Genomic DNA, 14,869 nt, shown 5'->3' on the forward strand with positions numbered 1-14,869 from the left:
CAGGCTGGGTAAATGGCCTGTTTACTTGTTGCTGGCGATGCGTTCCTGGATGTGCTCCGCGCGCTTGGTCGACGACGGGTGGGAGCTCATCATGCTGCTCTTGCCGCCGTCCAGCTTGGCCAGCTTCTGGAAGGCCGTGACCAGGCCCTGGGTGGGCAGGCCTGCCTTCTTCAATTTGTCGAAGGAGTAGTCGTCGGCGGCGCTTTCTTGCGACTGCGAAAACTGGGCGTTGACGAACTTTTCCGTCAGATCGCCCAACTGCGAGCTGTTCAGGGCGGCAACGGCCGAACCGCCGGCAGAGGCGGCGGCGTCGCGCGCGGCGGACACGGTGTAGGCCGTCTGCATGGCCTTCTTGCTGTGGCCCAGGGCGACGTGGCCCATTTCATGGCCGATCACGCCCAGCAGCTCGTCGTCGTTCATCATGTCCATCAGGCCGCTGTAGACACGGATGCAACCGTTGCCCATGGCCCAGGCATTCACGTCGGACGTGATGTAGACCTTGTAATTGACGGGCTGGCCGTTGATGTTGTTGCCCAATTGCTTGCCCAGCTTCTGCACGCGCACGTCGTACTTGCTGCCGGACGCGGCCAGCTTTTCCTCCTTGTCGCTTTGCGCGCAGGCCTTGTCGGACAGCTGCTTGATATCGTTGTCGCTCAGCGTCGCGGCCTGGACCATCTTGCCACCGGCGCCGACCAGGCCGCCGATGTCGAATGCCAGGGCCGGGCGCACGGCGAAGGCCGCGCAGGCGGCGGAAACGATAGCGGCGTATTTGATTGTCTTGTTCATTTGTTTGGGCTCCCACTCCCGTGCCCTATATCGGGCAGAGCGCAGATTCTATTGATGGGGACATGGATTTGATCCATCTCCGCTACACAATATCTCCCAATTTCAAATTCATTTACATTTGATTAACTTACTGTTGCTGAATTAGTTACTTTACAGAGCACTAATAAATCAGTGACTGTAATTCTTCGGCCACGAGATATTTTTAACTTGGTGGGTCAAAAAACAGGCCAACCCGCTTGATAGAATCGTCGCGCAAAGGCTTACAGGCAACTGTACGCCATACCGGGTGGCGCCTCGCCAGCCTGGCGCCGATACACACCCCGAAAGGCTGATTACGCATATGGCATCCCCCTCCCCGACCCGACTGCATCCGCTGGCAGCCATCATTTTCAGTTCGCGCTGGCTGCAACTGCCGCTGTATCTGGGCCTGATCATCGCCCAGGGCGTCTACGTGCTGCTGTTCGTCAAGGAGCTATGGCATCTGGTGAGCCATGCCAATACCTTCGGCGAACAGGACATCATGCTCATCGTGCTGGGCCTGATCGACGTGGTGATGATTTCCAACCTGCTGGTGATGGTGATCGTGGGTGGCTACGAGACCTTCGTGTCTCGGCTGGGCCTGGAAAACCATCCGGACCAGCCGGAGTGGTTGAGCCACGTCAATGCCAGCGTCCTCAAGGTCAAGCTGGCCATGGCGATCATCGGCATTTCATCCATCCACTTGCTGCGCACGTTCATCGAGGCCGGCAACCTGGACAGCGCCACCAGCCGCTACACGTCGACGGGTGTGATGTGGCAGACGATCATCCATTGTGTGTTCATCCTGTCGGCCATTGGTATTGCACTGGTGGACCGGCTTATCGTGGTGCCGCACACCACCGAAGACGCGGACGCCAAGAACAGGCATTGAGGGAATACAAAGGGGACCGCAAAGGCAACGCCAAGGCTCCAATGACAAAGCCCCGCATGTATAAGCCATGCGGGGCCTGCGTTCCCTAGTCGCCGGGGCGCGGAAATTACAGAATCTGGATGTTCTTGGCCGAAGGACCTTTCGGGCCGTTCTTGTCGATTTCGAAGCTGACGCGCTGGTTTTCCTGCAGAGTCTTGAACCCTTCGGTGCGAATCTCCGAGAAGTGCACGAACAGATCCTTGCTGCCGTCGTCAGGAACGACGAAGCCATAACCCTTTTCCGCGTTAAACCACTTCACGATACCGGTTGCCATATTGCCACCCCAAAATTATGAACGAGAGGATGCCAGATTATCAAGGAAGTGGAAATCCGCAACTACAGTACCTGTGACGGCGACAAATAGAACTAAGGACCGCGTCGCTTGAATATCTCGCGCGCCAAGTGTAAACGGGAATTTTTTGCGTGGTCAACACAATGCGCCCCAACATGTATCGGGGCGTCATTGGCAGTTTCACGGGCTTAAAACGGCCTGTCCTGAACCGCAACACGCCATACGCCAAGCGCGGAGATAGGGTTCAGGCAACCTGGCCGCGCATCCATGCCACCAGTGCCGCGCTCAAGCCAGCCAGGTCGGCTTGCAAACGCGCATAGCCTTCGTGCGGACGCAGGGTGACTTCATCCATGTAAAGCTTGCGATTGACTTCGATCTGCAGGCTGTGGCGGCCGGCCGCCGGATTGCCGAATGCACGCACCAGTTCGACGCCCTTGTAAGGGTCGTTCTCGGTCACGTTGTAGCCCTTCTCGCGCAGCCATGCCGCTACGAACTGGCGGAACTCGGGCGCGCTGGTGCTGCCGTCGCGGTCGCCCAGGACGAAATCGGGATGGACCAGGCCGGGCTTGTCGGTCGCGTAGGCGCCCGCCACGCTGGGCATCGAGTGGCAGTTGATGTGCCAGACTTTGCCGAAGCGCTGATGGGCGGCGTCGAGCAGTTGGCCGACGGCCTGGTGATAGGGCTTCCAGCAGGCATCGACGCGGTGATGGACTTCCGCCACGCTGAGCTTGCGTCGGTACAGCGGCGTGCCGTCGTCCAGCATGCGCCAGATCAGGCCCTTGCCCAGCTTGACCTTGCCGGTTTCGTTCACCGGGCCGTCCCAGGGCGCGTCCAGCAGCAGCGCATCGATCTCATCGGCGGCGCGATTGGCATCGATATAGGCACGCGGAAAAGACGCCGCCACCATGGGCACGCCGATCGCCAGTGCCCCGCTCCACAGGTCGTCTATCCAGGTGTCCTCCGCGGTGCGCAGCGCGCCGAAGTCGATGGCGGGCGCGAAGTCGGGGGGATACGTGGTGCCGCTGTGCGGCGAATCGAGCACCAGGGGAGAAGAAGTGGCGGCCGCCGGATAGTCGGTCGGCGCGTAGAGGCGGTAGGAGAGCGGCTGGGTTTTCAGCATGATGGAGGCAGTACGTATTCGGGAGAACGGGCCACCGGGCAAAGCCATCCCGGGCGCGTGGCCGCGGGCGGCATGCCCAGGCGGCCCGTTGTTAGGGTCAGTCGACCTTGACGTGGGCTTCGGCAGCCACACGCTTGTTCTTGGCGATTTCAGCAGCGATCTGCTTGGCGAACTCTTCCGGCGTGTTGTTGGCCGTTGCGGCACCCAAACCTTCCAGACGGGTCTTTACGTCGTCTTCGGCTTCGACCTTGGCGACAGCGGCATTCAGCTTGTCGACCACGGCCTTGGGCAGCTTGGCCGGACCGATCAGGCCGAACCACGACGCGTCATTGACGGCGGGCAGGCCGACTTCGGCGAACGTCGGCACATCCGGCAGGGCCTTGACGCGCTGGGGCGCGGCCACGGCCATGGCGATCAGGCGGTTGGCCTGCACGTGGGGCAACGTGGAAGGCAGGTTGTCGTACATGACATCGACCTGGCCAGCCAGCACGTCGTTCAGCGCAGGGCCCACGCCGCGGTAAGGCACGTGAACCAGGTTGGTGCCCGAAGCCATCTTGAACAGTTCGCCCATCATGTGCGAAACCGAACCGTTACCGGCCGACGCATACGTCAGCTTGCCCGGCTCGCTCTTGGCCAGCTTGATGAATTCAGCCATGTTCTTGGCGCCAACCTTGGGGTTGATGGCCATGATGTTGGGCACGGCGGCCAGATTGGTGATGGGCGTGAAATCCTTCTCGGCGTCGAACGGCAGCTTGGCGTACACGGCGGGGTTGATGCCGTGGGTGCTGGCGGTGGCGATGCCCAGCGTGTAGCCGTCCGGGGCGGCGTTGGCGATGGCCGCGCTGCCGATGGAGCCGCCGGCGCCGCCGCGGTTTTCCACGATCACGGTCTGGTTCAGTTCACGGCCCAGTTTGTCGGCGAACAGACGGCCGACGATGTCGGTGGTGCCTCCGGGCGGGAACGGCACGATCAGGCGAATGGGCTTGCTGGGGTAGGCGTCATCGGCGTGGGCCAGCGTGGGCACGGCGGCGAGGACGGGCGCAATGACGGCGGCGACGGCGGTCAGGCCCAGGAGGCGTTGCTTGAGGAGCATGGAATCCCTTGATGGATAGCGTTCTGTAGATATGTCGGCAATTTGCGAACCCGGCGATTCTTAGCTTCCGCAACAAATTGTGCAAACGAAGAATTCTCCGTATGCTATGACTTAATTTCATACCAGACTGCGGATTCCTACCGCGGCTGTCCTCCCAGGCTTCGTTGCCATGCGCCGGCTCTGCCCTTCCCTCACCGACCTGCAAGCGTTCGAAATGGCTGCCCGCCACGGTAGTTTCACGCGTGCCGCGCAGGAACTGTCGGTTACGCAAGGGGCGGTGAGCAAACAGGTGAAGCAGCTGGAACGTTTCGTCGGCGTCGAACTATTCCTGCGGCTCCGTCATGGCCTGGTCTTGACCGAAGCCGGGCGGGCCTATCTGGCGAAGATACAGGTCGGCCTGGGGCAGATCGAGGCGGCCACGCTGGAGCTGATTTCACACCAGGGCCAGGGTGGCATGCTGCACTTGACCAGCATGCCCACATTCGGCGCGCGCTGGCTGATCCCGCGCCTGCCCGGCTTCATACGCCTGCGGCCCGATATCCACGTCGAATTCCTGCCGCACATCAAGGGCTACGACTTCTCGGCACCGGAACTGGATGCCGCCGTGCGCTTCGGGGAAGGTTTCTGGCCCGGCAGCGGCGCGGATTACATCGTCGGGCGCGACGTGGTACCGGTGGGCAGCCCCAAGCTGTTTCCCCATCCCTGCAAGACGCCCGAGGATCTGCTGAAACACCCGCTGATGCATCACACGTCGGCCCTGGAGGGATGGACCGACTGGTTTACCCAGGCAGGGTGCGACACCCGCCGCGCGCGCGAAGGTGCGCGCTTCGATCAGTACAACCTGCTGTCACAGGCGGCGGCGGCAGGCTTCGGCATTGCACTGATCCCTCGCTGCCTGATCGAAGATGAACTGCGCGACGGCAAGCTGGCTGCCGTCATCGACCTGCCCATCCGCGCGCGCCAGGGCTACTACCTTTGCTATCCCGAAACGAAATCCAGCCTCCCTACCCTGCAGGCATTTCGGCAATGGCTGATGGAAGAGTCGCTGGCGGCGGAACCGCGGACAGCCTGATATAACGCGTTTGCCGCGCTTGCCGCCGCTGCCGTCGGTCAAGTGCCGAAGTCCCGCGCGGCCTCCGGCTGGTACAGGATCTCCGCCAGCGTGGCCCGGTGGGCGACACGGTCGGGGCCCTGCCAGCGTATGGGCTGGCCGACACGGTGGCCGATGAGCGCCAGGCCCAGGGGTGACAGAACGGAAATATGCCCGGTGGCCGCGTCGCTTTCAGGCGGGTACACCAGGGTGATCACCATATCGTCCCCCTCGTCGTCCTGCAGCTTCAGGCGCGAACGCATGGTGGCGATATCCGAGTCGATCAGATGCACGGGCACTGTGACGGCGGAATCGATGAGGTCATAGGCGGCCTCCTCGACGTCCTGGGACAGGCCATCGGCCGGCAAGCGTTCGAGCATGCCGTTCAGGCGGGCATGGTCGAGATCGGTCAACACACGATCGGTGGTGGGGGTTGGCATGTAGGGCTCCTTCATTGCCGTGGCGCCGGCAGCGCGGCGGCACGACAGATCCTTGCGCGGGAATGGGCCCGACGACCTGAAGAATTGCGCGTGTGAAAAAGGGGGGTGGCGGTCGCCGGGCTCAGGCATGTGCGGCAAGAGCCGCGCAAGCCGGTCCGGGTTTGTTCGCTCGGGGCAAGGCGGCCCACGGCGTAACCACGCCGGGCAATGCTGCCCGCGCCACGCTTGCCCGCGCCGCGCCCGCGCGCAAACGCACCGGTCGCGCTGGCGACCCGGTTCGTGCTGTTGCGTAGGCGGTGGACACGGAAGGCATGCGCTCGATTCTAGTGGGGTATGGGGATGCTGTCCAAGCGAAGATAGTGTCCGAGAGTGATGCCGTGCAGGCTGCGGCACCGTTCGCAGGGAACCCAAATCGGTTTTGTGGGACTAGAGCATCGTTGCCCCGCCGAGTAACAGTAGAGCAACGATCAGCAGAGCAACGATCACCGGCCAGGGAGCACAGCGACGGCTCGGGTAACGCCGATGCAGTGCTTCGTTCGATTCACCAGGTCCTCTCTCTCACATATACATGGTCACCATCTCATGTGCAGGCATAGCAACGATCGGGGCCACCGGCCTCGTCGATGGCGGCTCGGCTGCAGAAACAAAAGAGCCATCCATGCTGGCGCTGGCACAAACCACGTTAGCGCCGGTGCTCGATGACCCCTTGTACCAATATCAATGGCATCTGAAGAACACGGGCCAGCGCGTGTTTGGCGATACGTTGCCGACGGCGGGTATCGATTTGAACATCGGCACCCTGCATGAGCGAGGCATAACGGGCAAAGGCATAGTCGTCGAGTTATTGGAACCAGGACGCGTTGATGTCGATCATGAGGATCTTGCGGCCAATCTGTTCGCGCATGACCCAATATCCCCGGCGCAAGCGAGTCCTCACGCGACCAGCATGGCAGGCATCATTGCCGCTGTCGCTCGCAATGGCAAGGGCGGGCGCGGCGTCGCTCCGGATGCGACCATCATCGATCACCTCGCGCCCGCCGCGGCAAAAGCACCGCCGCGGCGGTTGTACAACTTGAGTGGGGCCTGTTCCGTGACCTCGTTCAATCGCTATAGCTGGTCCAAGAAGCCTGGTGGCAACTGGAACTCCCTCGCGAGCGCAGCGATCATCAAGGCCGCCGGCAATGATTTTTTATCTGCTCAAAACGGTGGCCCGAACGCGGAGCAGTGCCGAGACATGACGCGCGGCACCGGCATCAGCTGCCTCACGGCCGTCGCCGAGGAAACCCATGCCTACCCGCAATTGATCACCGTCGGAGCGATTAACGCCTCGGGAAAAAAGGCCTCCTATTCCAAGAGCGGGTCGGTGCTCTGGGTATCGGGATTGGGCGGAGAACATGGCGACGAAAAAGCGCTGGCAGGCGCAGGCGTCTCGGCGAGGCAATACGATCCGGCCATCCTCACGACGGACATAACGGGACCGGATCTCGGCTTGTCGGGAAATCAACTTGATAAGCAGCCGCGTAATCGCCTGGACCGTGGCCGTCACTCCAAGATCGACGCGACAGGCAACTACACCGCTATCGCCAACGGCACATCGTCCGCGACGCCAACCGTCACCGGCGTCGCCGCCCTTATGTTGCAAGTCAATCCGGCCTTGACCGGGCGTGACGTCAAATACATCCTGGCCACCACGGCGCGCAAAATCGATCCCGAGCAGGGGAAAATCGATTACCAGGGGTTGCGACTGGACGACGGCTGGGTGACCAATGCCGCGGGACGCCCTTTCAGCAATTGGTACGGCTTCGGTCTGGTCGACGCCACGGCGGCGGTGGAAGCGGCCAGTCACTACACGCCCCTGGGGCCGCTGCGCGACAGCGGCTGGCTGGTGACAGAGGCGATCGGAACGCCTGTCGCACTGGCCACCACCCCTCAGCCCCAGGGGGCACCCATCGTGTTTCCCGACGATGTGACGATAGAAACCGTACAACTGCGCCTGCGCACAAACCACGCGATTTCTCACGGCCTGCAGATCCAGCTGACTTCACCGTCGGGCACCAAAAGCATCATTCTGCCGGCGCTGACGTACCTCAAGGATCGGGATGGGGAATTCTTTTCGATAGACCTGACGGCGAGCAACGCCTTTCTGGACGAATCCGCCCGCGGCACGTGGACCTTGCATGCGATAGACGTCATGAACCGAACGCCGCGCAGCACGCTTATTTCATGGGAGTTGCGGGTGTGGGGGCATTGACGCTGGAGCACGGATCCGCGCAATGAAAATTCATTGGCGTGAGCAGCGTTGTGCTGCCGCACGCAAGCGGAATCGACATCACGCATGTGCCCTACAAGGGCACGGCGGCCCTGACGACCGCGCTGATCTCTGGCCAGATCGAAATGCATTCGATAGCGTCGGTTCGACAAAACCGCTGTTGGACTCGGGGCGGGCACGCGCCTTGGCGGTCACGGGTGACACGCGCTCCTCGCTATGGCCGGATATACCAATGCTGGCCGAAGCGGGCGTCCCCGGCGTGAACGCCAGTAAGCAGTGGTCGAGTTGCCAAGCCATCCAGAAAATCTGGCCAACGGTGCTCAATCGGGCCTGCGTACAGTATCGGCGCCCGCATCGGATGCGGCACACCTACGCCAGCATGATGCTTTCAGCAGGCGAGCACCCGATGTGGGTTGCCCAGCAGATGGGACTCAAGGATTGGGCCATGATCATCCGCGTGTATGGCCGCTGGATGCCGTCCGAGGATCTGGACGCCGGCGGCAAGGCCGTCGGTCTTTTGGAAACAATGCTGGCAAAAAGCTGGCATTTCAAAGCCAAAACGGCCCAAAACGCCCCGAATCAATGACAACCTGAAAAATCAAGTTGTTGATTTCAAAGGGAAAGACTGGTGCGAGGGAGGGGACTCGAACCCCTACACCCGTAAAGGCGTCAGGACCTAAACCTGGTGCGTCTACCAATTTCGCCACCCTCGCATTTAGGTAAGCCTGCTATTGTAGCTTGCTTGTTAAAATTGCGCCCATGAACCCGCGTCTCAAAGCTCTTCAGTCGTATCCCTTCGAAAAACTGCGCCAGTTATTGGCCGGCGCAGGCACGCCGCCCAGCGGTCTAGGGCCCATCAACCTGTCCATCGGGGAACCCAAGCACGACACCCCGCAGCGTGTGGCCCAGGCCATGGCGCAGGCGCTGCCCGGCGGGCTGGCGGCCTACCCGCCCACCAAGGGCGAACCGCGCTTGCGCGAAGTGATCGCGCAGTGGATCGGCAAGCGCTACGGTATCCCCGCGCTCGACCCCGATACCCAGGTACTGCCGGTGCTTGGCTCGCGCGAAGCCCTGTTCTCGTTCACCCAGACGGTGATCGACCCGGACGCCGACGACATCGTCATCTGCCCCAACCCCTTCTACCAGATCTACGAAGGCGCGGCCCTGCTCGCCGGCGCGACGCCGTATTACGTCAATGCCGACGCGGCGCGCAATTTCGCCCCCGACTGGTCACAGGTGCCCGAGGACATCTGGCGCCGTACCCGCATGGTGCTGGTGTGCTCGCCCGGCAATCCCGCCGGCAACGTGATGTCCCTGGACGACTGGCGTGAACTGTTCGCGCTGAGCGATCGCTACGGTTTCATCATCGGCTCGGACGAGTGCTACTCCGAGATCTACCTGAACGAAACGACGCCCCCGCTGGGCGCCCTGCAGGCAGCCGTCCAGCTGGACCGGCCGGACTTCCCGCGCCTGATCACGTTCTCCAGCCTGTCCAAGCGCTCCAACGTTCCCGGCATGCGCTCCGGCTTCGTGGCCGGCGACGCCTCGCTGATCGCCCCCTATCTGCTGTATCGCACCTACCACGGCAGTGCCATGAGCCCCGTGGTAGCCGCCGCCAGCATCGCGGCCTGGACCGATGAGACCCATGTGCGGGACAATCGCCGGTTGTATCGCGAAAAATTCGATGCAGTGGTGCCCATCCTGCAGCGCGCGCTGAACTTTACCCGGCCGGCGGCGTCCTTCTACCTGTGGCTGCCCACGCCCGGTTCGGATACCGACTTCGCGCGGGACCTCTACGCGCAATGCGCGGTGACCGTGTTGCCGGGCAGCTTCCTGGGCCGCGAGGCGCACGGGGTGAACCCGGGCGCCGGCCGCGTGCGCCTGGCGCTGGTGGCCCCGCTGGCACAGTGCGTGGACGCCGCCAACCGCATCGCCGAATTCGTGAAGAAAACCGCCTGAAACCCGACCCATCAACTCCCACCCCCCTGAACACTATGACTCTCGACCTCCAAACCACCATCGAAGCCGCCTGGGAAGCCAGGGCCTCCCTGACTCCCAGCGACGCCGGCGCCGCAGTCCGCGAAGCCGTCGAACACACCATCGACGGCCTGGACACGGGCCGCCTGCGCGTGGCCGACAAGAGCACCGGCGAATGGGTCGTACACCAGTGGATCAAGAAGGCCGTGCTGCTGTCCTTCCGCCTGCAGGAAAACGCCATCATGGGCCAGGCGCCCATGCAGTTCTACGACAAGGTGCCGCTGAAGTTCGCCGAATACGGCAATGCCGCGTTCCAGCACGGCGGCTACCGCGTGGTGCCGCCCGCCGTGGCCCGCCGCGGCTGCTTCGTCGCCCGCAACGTGGTCCTGATGCCCTCCTACGTCAACATCGGCGCCTACGTCGATGAAGGTACCATGGTCGACACCTGGGCTACCGTCGGCTCGTGCGCGCAGATCGGCAAGAACGTCCACCTGTCCGGCGGTGTCGGCATCGGCGGCGTGCTGGAGCCCCTGCAGGCCAACCCCACCATCATCGAAGACAACTGCTTCATCGGCGCGCGCTCCGAAGTCGTGGAAGGCGTGGTCGTCGAAGAGAACTCGGTGCTGTCGATGGGCGTGTTCCTGTCGCAAAGCACCAAGATCTTCGATCGCACGACCGGCAAGATCAGCTACGGCCGCGTGCCCTCGGGTTCGGTCGTGGTGCCCGGCACCCTGCCTTCGGCCGACGGTTCGCACAGCCTGTACTGCGCCGTCATCGTCAAGCGCGTTGACGCGCAGACGCGCGCCAAGACCAGCATCAACGACCTGCTGAGGGCTTGATGAGCGCATCCCCGGTACTCGATCTGGTCAAGGACCTGATCGCCCGCCCGTCGGTGACGCCAGACGACGTCGACTGCCAGCAGCTGCTCACGCAGCGGCTGCAGGCCGCCGGCTTTTTCTGCGAGAGCATCGTCAGCAACGACGTCACCAACCTGTGGGCCCGGCGCGGCAGCGCCGGCCCCCTGCTGGTGTTCGCCGGCCATACCGATGTGGTACCGCCGGGGCCGCGTGACAAATGGGAAAGCGATCCCTTCGTGCCGGTCGAGCGCGACGGGTATCTGTACGGCCGCGGCGCGGCCGACATGAAGAGCTCGATCGCCGCCTTCGTGGTGGCGGCCGAGGAATTCGTGGCGGCCAACCCCGGCCACGCCGGCTCCATCGCCCTGCTGCTGACCTCGGACGAGGAAGGCCCCGCCACCGACGGCACCGTCGTCGTGTGCGAGCGCCTGCGCGAGCGTGGCGAGACGCCGGACTACTGCATCGTCGGCGAACCGACCTCGGTCGACAAGCTGGGCGATGTCTGCAAGAACGGCCGCCGTGGCTCGCTGTCCGGCCGGCTGACGGTCAAGGGTATCCAGGGCCACGTCGCCTATCCGCACCTGGCGCGCAACCCGGTGCATCAACTGGCTCCCGCGCTGGCCGAGATCGTCGCCATCGAGTGGGACCAGGGCAATGAATACTTTCCGCCCACCACCTTCCAGGTATCCAATCTGAATGCCGGCACCGGCGCCACCAATGTGGTGCCGGGCGAGGCGGTGGCGTTGTTCAACTTCCGCTTCTCCACGGCCAGCACGCCGGACAGCCTGAAAGCGCGGCTGACCGAGGTGCTGGAACGCCACGGGCTGGAATACGACATCGAATGGAACCTGGGCGGCGAGCCTTTCCTGACGCCGCGCGGCACGCTGAGCGCGGCACTGACGCGCGCCATCGCCGACGAAACCGGCCTGACCACGGAACTGTCGACCACCGGCGGCACGTCGGACGGCCGCTTCATCGCCAAGATCTGCCCCCAGGTGATCGAGTTCGGACCGAACAACGCGACCATCCACAAGGTGAACGAGCGGATCGAACTGGCGGCGCTGACGCCGTTGAAGAACATCTATCGCCGCACGCTTGAAAACCTTTTGCTTTCCACTGAATCCGCCGCATGACCACCCCCGACCATCCGGAATTGACCACCGTACGCGACCTGATCCGTTACGGGGTATCGCGCCTGAACGCCGGCGAAGTGACCTTCGGCCATGGCAGCGACAACGCCTGGGATGAAGCGGTCTACCTGGTGCTGCACACGCTGCATCTGCCGCCCGACACGCTGGATCCGTTTCTCGACGCCCACGTGCTGGGCGAAGAACGCCAGCGCGTGCTGGAAGTGATCGAGCGCCGCGTGCAGGAACGCCTGCCGGCGCCCTACCTGACCAACGAAGCCTGGCTGCGCGGCCACCGCTTCTACGTCGACAATCGCGTCATCGTGCCGCGCTCGCCTATCGCCGAATTGCTGGACGACGGCCTGTCGCCGTGGCTGCACGACCCCGAAACCGTTGAGAACGTGCTGGACATGTGCACGGGCTCGGGTTGCCTGGCGGTGCTGTCGGCGCTGGCCTTCCCCTTCGCCCATGTGGACGGCGTGGACATCTCGTCCAGCGCGCTGGAAGTGGCGATGCACAACGTCGGCGCCTACAACCTGCATGACCGCGTGGGCCTGCACTTGAGCGACCTGTTCGACAAGCTGAACACGGGGCGCCTGTACGACGTGATCATCTGCAACCCGCCCTACGTCAACGAGGGCTCCATGGCCGCGCTGCCCGCCGAGTTCCGCCACGAGCCGCAACTGGCCCTGGCCGGTGGCGACGACGGCATGGACCTGGTGCGCCGCATCCTGCACGACGCGCCCAAGTACCTGAAACCCGAAGGCATCCTGGTGCTGGAGATCGGCCATGAGCGCAGCCATTTCGAAGCTGCCTTCCCCGACCTGACGCCGGTCTGGCTGGACTCGTCCGAGGCGTCCGACCAGTTGCTGCTGCTTACCCGAGAGCAACTGGCGTCGTGATTCGTGCTCAAGGCTTGACGCTGCGGCGCGGCACCAAGGTGCTGCTCGACAGCGCGGAATTCGTGGTCAACCCAGGCGAACGGGTAGGCATCGTCGGCAAGAACGGCGCCGGCAAATCCACCCTCTTCGCCCTGCTTACCGGCGCGCTCGATCAGGACGCCGGCACGCTGACGCTGCCCGAAGGCTGGCGCATCGCCAGCGTCAAACAGGAAATCGCGGCCGATGACCGCCCCGCGCGCGACTTCGTCATCGACGGCGACGTGCATCTGCGCGAGCTGCAGCAGCGGCGCGCGACGCTGACCGACAGCCAGGGTACGGAGATCGCGGAAACCGAGGCGGCCCTGATCGAAGCCGGCGCATGGAGCGCCAATTCGCGCGCCGAGCAATTGCTGGCGGGCCTGGGGTTCAAGCCAGCGGAATGGACCCAGCCGGTGAACAGCTTCTCCGGCGGCTGGCGCATGCGCCTGGCGCTGGCGCGCGCGCTGATGGCGCCGTCCGAACTGCTGCTGCTGGACGAGCCGACCAACCATTTGGACCTCGACGCCATGCTGTGGCTGGAGAAGTGGCTGGCGTCGTACGAAGGGACCGTGCTGCTGATTTCGCACGACACCGAATTTCTCGATGCCGTGGCGCGCTCCATCCTGCATTTCGACCATGCCAAGCTGGTGCGCTATCGCGGCGGGTACCAGGACTTTCTGACCCAGCGCGCGGAACGCCTGCGCCAGACCAGCATCGCTTATGAACGGCAGACGCGCGAAGCCGCGCGCCTGCAGGGCTTCATCGATCGCTTCAAGGCCAAGGCGTCCAAGGCCAAGCAGGCGCAGAGCCGGGTCAAGGCCCTGTCGCGCATGGAGGCCCTGGCGCCGCTGCACGCGGAAGCGGGCATCGATATCCGCATCCCCTCACCCGACTACATGCCGGACCCCTTGCTGGTGCTGGACAAGCTGTCGGCCGGCTACACCGCCGACGATGGCCAGCAGGTGTCCATCCTGCGCGACGTCACGCTGATGGTGCGCGCGGGCAGCCGTATCGGCGTGCTGGGCGCCAACGGCGCCGGCAAGAGCACGCTGATCAAGACACTGGCCGAAGAGCTGCAAGTCCAGAGCGGCGAACGGCGCGCCTCGCGTGGCCTGGCGATCGGGTACTTCCATCAGCACCAGCTGGATATGCTGGACCTGGAAGCGACGCCGCTGATGCATCTGGCGCGCATCGCGCCGGAGGTACGCGAGCAGGAATTGCGTAATTACCTGGGAGGTTTCGGCTTTTCTGGCGACACCGTCAACAGCAAGGTCGAGCCCATGTCCGGGGGCGAGAAGGCGCGCCTGGCGCTGTCGCTGATCGTCTGGCAGAAGCCCAACCTGCTGCTGCTGGATGAACCCAGCAACCACCTGGACGTGGAAACCCGCGAGGCGCTGGCCACCGCGCTGGCCGAGTTCGCCGGCAGCATGCTGCTGGTGTCGCACGATCGCCATCTGTTGCGCACCACGGTCGATAGCTTCTGGATCGTGGCCGACGGCGCGGTGCGCGAGTTCGACGGCGACCTGGAGGACTACCGGGAATGGCTGGCCGCGCGCAACGCCGAGGAAAGAGCCGGACAGCGGGCGGCTGACAAGGCCGATACGGCACGCGGCGACGACGCCGAGGCACCGGTCGACCGCAAGCAGCAGCGCCGCCTGGAAGCCGAACAAAGGCAAAGGCTGGCCGTCGCCCGCAAACCGCTGCAGGCCAAGCTGGCCAAGGTGGAAACCGCGATGGAAAAGGCACGGGTGCGCCTGGCTGCGCTCGACGCCCTGGTGGCGGACGCGGATCTCTATACCGACGCGCGCCGCGCCGAACGCCAGCAGGTCATGAGCGAACATGGCGAACTGAGCAAACAGCTGGAAACCCAGGAAGAGGAATGGCTGGTGCTGCAGGAAGAGATAGAGGCGCTGGAACGCGCGGTGGAGTAGATGCCGGGCTGGCCGCTG

14 protein-coding genes and 1 tRNA gene are annotated in these 14,869 nt (G+C 63.8%); 9 read left to right on the top strand and 6 right to left on the bottom strand.

Annotation, left to right across the window (positions count from 1 at the left end; genetic code table 11):
• Positions 1 to 21 precede the first annotated feature (21 nt).
• Complete coding sequence (locus CEY05_RS06020; RefSeq protein ID WP_088596512.1) at positions 22 to 786, bottom strand: M48 family metalloprotease; 765 nt, start codon at positions 784 to 786, stop codon at positions 22 to 24.
• A 340-nt stretch (positions 787 to 1,126) separates the two neighbouring features.
• Here CEY05_RS06020 and CEY05_RS06025 point away from each other — a divergent pair, with 340 nt between their 5' ends.
• Entirely contained in the window at positions 1,127 to 1,696 is a 570-nt protein-coding gene (locus tag CEY05_RS06025) for a TIGR00645 family protein (RefSeq protein ID WP_088596513.1), read from the top strand.
• Between the two features lie 106 nt (positions 1,697 to 1,802).
• Here CEY05_RS06025 and CEY05_RS06030 read toward each other — a convergent pair whose 3' ends face one another.
• The 3 genes from CEY05_RS06030 to CEY05_RS06040 all read right to left on the bottom strand — a co-directional run bounded on the left by CEY05_RS06030 (position 1,803) and on the right by CEY05_RS06040 (position 4,240).
• A complete protein-coding gene (locus CEY05_RS06030) occupies positions 1,803 to 2,009 on the bottom strand; it encodes a cold-shock protein (protein WP_088596514.1) in 207 nt (68 codons plus the stop codon).
• A gap of 262 nt (positions 2,010 to 2,271) precedes the next feature.
• Positions 2,272 to 3,147, bottom strand: a complete 876-nt coding sequence (locus tag CEY05_RS06035) for an N-formylglutamate amidohydrolase (protein WP_088596515.1) — start codon at positions 3,145 to 3,147, stop codon at positions 2,272 to 2,274.
• A gap of 97 nt (positions 3,148 to 3,244) precedes the next feature.
• A complete protein-coding gene (locus CEY05_RS06040) occupies positions 3,245 to 4,240 on the bottom strand; it encodes a tripartite tricarboxylate transporter substrate binding protein (protein WP_088596516.1) in 996 nt (331 codons plus the stop codon).
• Between the two features lie 169 nt (positions 4,241 to 4,409).
• Here CEY05_RS06040 and CEY05_RS06045 point away from each other — a divergent pair, with 169 nt between their 5' ends.
• Positions 4,410 to 5,312 (top strand): LysR substrate-binding domain-containing protein, encoded by a 903-nt coding sequence (locus CEY05_RS06045; RefSeq protein WP_088596517.1) that lies wholly within the window; start codon positions 4,410 to 4,412, stop codon positions 5,310 to 5,312.
• 38 nt (positions 5,313 to 5,350) lie between these two features.
• Here the strand turns inward: CEY05_RS06045 and CEY05_RS06050 are convergent, their stop codons facing one another.
• Positions 5,351 to 5,770 carry a GreA/GreB family elongation factor gene (locus tag CEY05_RS06050; RefSeq protein WP_088596621.1) on the bottom strand — a complete coding sequence of 140 codons (420 nt, stop codon included), beginning with the start codon at positions 5,768 to 5,770 and terminating at the stop codon, positions 5,351 to 5,353.
• A 568-nt stretch (positions 5,771 to 6,338) separates the two neighbouring features.
• Between CEY05_RS06050 and CEY05_RS06055 the strand changes: the two genes are divergently transcribed.
• Both CEY05_RS06055 and CEY05_RS30810 read left to right on the top strand, forming a co-directional pair.
• Positions 6,339 to 8,021: a S8 family serine peptidase gene (locus CEY05_RS06055; protein ID WP_088596518.1), complete on the top strand. Its 1,683-nt coding sequence runs from the start codon at positions 6,339 to 6,341 to the stop codon at positions 8,019 to 8,021.
• A 22-nt stretch (positions 8,022 to 8,043) separates the two neighbouring features.
• A complete protein-coding gene (locus tag CEY05_RS30810) occupies positions 8,044 to 8,625 on the top strand; it encodes a tripartite tricarboxylate transporter substrate-binding protein (protein WP_143220288.1) in 582 nt (193 codons plus the stop codon).
• Positions 8,626 to 8,665: 40 nt separating this feature from the next.
• On the opposite strand, the gene CEY05_RS06065 is transcribed toward CEY05_RS30810, so the two are convergent.
• A tRNA-Leu gene (locus CEY05_RS06065) sits at positions 8,666 to 8,752 on the bottom strand.
• 46 nt (positions 8,753 to 8,798) lie between these two features.
• On the opposite strand from CEY05_RS06065, the gene dapC reads away from it, so the two are divergent.
• From dapC to CEY05_RS06090, 5 genes are read left to right on the top strand one after another with little or no spacing between them, the layout of a single operon-like run.
• Positions 8,799 to 9,998 (top strand): succinyldiaminopimelate transaminase, encoded by a 1,200-nt coding sequence (dapC, locus tag CEY05_RS06070; protein ID WP_088596520.1) that lies wholly within the window; start codon positions 8,799 to 8,801, stop codon positions 9,996 to 9,998.
• 35 nt (positions 9,999 to 10,033) lie between these two features.
• Positions 10,034 to 10,855, top strand: coding sequence for a 2,3,4,5-tetrahydropyridine-2,6-dicarboxylate N-succinyltransferase (gene dapD / locus CEY05_RS06075; protein ID WP_088596521.1), 822 nt, complete (start codon positions 10,034 to 10,036; stop codon positions 10,853 to 10,855).
• Positions 10,855 to 12,006, top strand: coding sequence for a succinyl-diaminopimelate desuccinylase (dapE, locus tag CEY05_RS06080; RefSeq protein ID WP_088596522.1), 1,152 nt, complete (start codon positions 10,855 to 10,857; stop codon positions 12,004 to 12,006). The genes dapD and dapE overlap by 1 nt, the downstream gene beginning before the upstream one ends.
• Positions 12,003 to 12,902, top strand: a complete 900-nt coding sequence (prmB, locus tag CEY05_RS06085; protein ID WP_088596523.1) for a 50S ribosomal protein L3 N(5)-glutamine methyltransferase — start codon at positions 12,003 to 12,005, stop codon at positions 12,900 to 12,902. The genes dapE and prmB overlap by 4 nt, the downstream gene beginning before the upstream one ends.
• The gene (locus CEY05_RS06090) at positions 12,899 to 14,851 is read left to right on the top strand and encodes an ABC-F family ATP-binding cassette domain-containing protein (protein ID WP_088596524.1); all 1,953 of its coding nucleotides are present in this window, start codon (positions 12,899 to 12,901) and stop codon (positions 14,849 to 14,851) included. Before prmB ends, CEY05_RS06090 begins: the two co-directional genes overlap by 4 nt.
• Positions 14,852 to 14,869: the final 18 nt, after the last annotated feature.

Origin of the sequence: Achromobacter sp. HZ34 (assembly GCF_002209485.1) — a bacterium.
In the GTDB taxonomy this organism is placed as follows: Bacteria; Pseudomonadota; Gammaproteobacteria; order Burkholderiales; family Burkholderiaceae_B; genus Bordetella_C.